This window comes from Bacteroidota bacterium (assembly GCA_034723125.1).
GTDB lineage: Bacteria > Bacteroidota > Bacteroidia > CAILMK01 > JAAYUY01 > JAYEOP01.
The window spans coordinates 1-2,854 of the sequence record JAYEOP010000290.1 but is presented as its reverse complement, the minus strand read 5'-3'; the positions used below and the strand labels follow the sequence as shown (position 1 = coordinate 2,854).

General features: G+C 31.0%; 2 protein-coding genes. Both read left to right on the top strand.

What is annotated here, in order from left to right; translation table 11 throughout:
- The first annotated feature begins 324 nt into the window (after positions 1-324).
- Positions 325-1,395 carry a PDDEXK nuclease domain-containing protein gene (locus tag U9R42_08015; GenBank protein ID MEA3495965.1) on the top strand — a complete coding sequence of 357 codons (1,071 nt, stop codon included), beginning with the start codon at positions 325-327 and terminating at the stop codon, positions 1,393-1,395.
- A gap of 329 nt (positions 1,396-1,724) precedes the next feature.
- Positions 1,725-2,717, top strand: coding sequence for a RhuM family protein (gene rhuM, locus U9R42_08010; protein ID MEA3495964.1), 993 nt, complete (start codon positions 1,725-1,727; stop codon positions 2,715-2,717).
- The last annotated feature ends 137 nt before the right edge of the window (positions 2,718-2,854 follow it).

The following is a 2,854-nucleotide window of genomic DNA, read 5'->3' as shown; positions in this document are numbered from 1 at the left end:
TACAGAATGGTATTGACCCACATATTCCCTGGTTGTACAATTTTAAACTCGATTTTAAATTTAAGTGATGTAATATCTATTCCTAAAATAAAATCGTTGAAAGTATTCGGCACAGGCTGTACTTGGCAGTTCATTAGATAAAAAAAATAATTGTGTGTTTGGATTAACATCTTTTTTGACCATAGAAAAAGTTGAGTAAATCAGAAATATCCTTATATTTGACAAAAAATTAATCGGTGGTTAGTGTTATTAGATAGACTGACGTTATGGGCAAGTTTGAAAAAAAACAGTAGCTATTAAGAAAGTATATTATATCTTTGAAAGATGAATACAGAATTAAACACATTAGAATATAAAACATGGATTAAAGAATTAAAATCCAAGATTCATGTAGCACATCGGAAAGTTGCCTTTTCGATTAATTCTCAGCTCCTTGAAATATATTGGGAAATAGGAAAGGATATCTCAGAGAAACAAGATAAATCAGAATGGGGGAGTAAATTTATTGAGCAGATTGCACTTGAATTAAAACATGAATTTCCTGAGATTAAAGGATTTTCACGTAGGAATATTTATGCAATCAGACAATGGTATAAATTTTATTCGACAAGATATCAATTTGTGCCACAGAGCGTGGCACAAATTCCATGGGGACATAATCGATTGATTATCACAAAAGTCAAAGATATTGATGAAGCAGAGTTCTATTGTAATGAAACTATTAAAAATAGTTGGGATAGAGATACTTTAGAAATTCAGATTGAGAAAAATCTTTATAAACGTATAGGTTTTTCTGACAATAATTTTCCACAAACGCTTCCTGAAAGACAATCTGAATTAGTAGCCGAAATACTAAAAGACCCTTACAATTTTGATTTTCTCGGTCTGCATGACGATGCACTGGAGATTGCAATTGAAAATGAATTAGTTAAAAATATTACCAAATTTTTATTAGAGCTTGGAAAAGGATTTGCATTCCTTGGAAGACAATATAAAATTGAAGTCAGCGAAAATGATTATTTCATTGACATGCTGTTTTATCACATGGAGCTAAAGTGTTTCATTGTTATTGAATTGAAAGCAGGGAAATTTAAACCTGAATTTGCAGGAAAATTGAATTTCTACCTGTCAGCAGTTGACAGTAAACTAAAACGAGAAGAAGACAATCCTTCAGTTGGAATCCTTTTGTGCAAGAAAAAGGATAAGATTGAAGTAGAATATGCTCTTAGGGATATAAATAAACCCATGGGAATTACCGAATATCGACTTACGGATGCCATTCCTGAAAATATTAAATCTAAGCTACCATCAATTGAAGAACTTGAAAACGAATTGACTAAAAAAATAAAACAAAAAGACGATAGTCGAGTAGGTAAAAGGAAATTTCATCCCTAAACCTCTCACATTTATCTGCTATAATAAAATGCAAGCATGACCACCAAGCCCTTCAACTTCGTTCAGTATAAACCAAGCGAGTCTCACCGAAAGTATTCGGCACGGGCTGTACTTGGCGGTTCTTTAGATAAAGGAAAAAAATAATTGTGTTTTTGGATTAACATCTTTTTTGACCATAGAAAAATGTTGAGCAAAGCAGAAATATTCTTATATTTGACAAAAAATTAATCGGTGGTTAGGGTTATTAGACAGACTGACGTTACCGTTCATTAAAAAAAATCATGTTCCAATGTAATACTATTTGATTATTTTTGAAAAAAAGTGGATAAATGAACAATTCAAATATTGAAATATACACAACAGAAAATGGAAAGACTGAAATTCAAGTTAAGTTTGATAAAGAAACAGTTTGGTTAAATCAATATCAACTGGAAGAATTATTTGAAACAAACAGGAGTTCGATTACTAAGCATATTTCCAATATTTATAAATCAGAAGAATTAGAAAAAAATTCAACTTGTGCAAAAATTGAACAAGTTCAAAAAGAGGGCAAACGCCAAATAACTAGAAAAATAAATTTCTACAACCTTGATTTAATTATTGCTGTTGGTTATAGAGTTAACTCAAAACGAGGTACTCAATTTAGAATGTGGGCTAACAGAATACTGAAAGATTACCTCATTAAAGGATTTTCTATAAATGAAAAGCGATTGACCCAACAAAATGAACAATTAACAGAACTTAAGAATTCCGTTAAAATACTTGGAAACGCATTAACCTTCAAAACACTGTCAAATGATGAAAGCACTGGTTTATTGAAAATAATTTCCGATTATGCTTATGCTTTAGATATTTTAGACCAATATGATTATAAAAGTCTTGAAATTAAAAATACCTCTGGAAAGGAAACTTATCAATTGACTTACGAAGAGGCAATGAATCAAATCATGTTAGTTAAAAAAGCACATGGAAACAGTGATTTATTCGGACATGAAAAAGATGAATCATTTCAAAGTTCAGTAGCAACAATTTATCAGACTTTTAGTGGTACTGATTTATATCCAAGCATAGAAGAAAAGGCAGCGAACCTCTTATATTTTATCACTAAAAACCATTCGTTTTCTGATGGGAACAAGCGAATTGCAGCCTTCCTATTTTTGTACTTCATGGAACGGAATGGAATTCTCTTTGACAAAAACGGAAATAAAAGAATTGCTGATAACACATTAGTTGCATTGACTTTAATGATAGCAGTAAGTAATCCAGATGAAAAAGATACCATGACAAAAGTAATCGTTAATCTGATAAATAAGAATAATTAACGCATGGTAGTCGAGTAGGTAAAGGGGAATTTCACCCATAAACTATTATTTTCTTTTAGTTTTTACTGTTCCAACCATTTTTCTTTGATTTCAATAAATGTTTTAACAGGGTCTTTTGCTCGCCAGATAGTGCTATG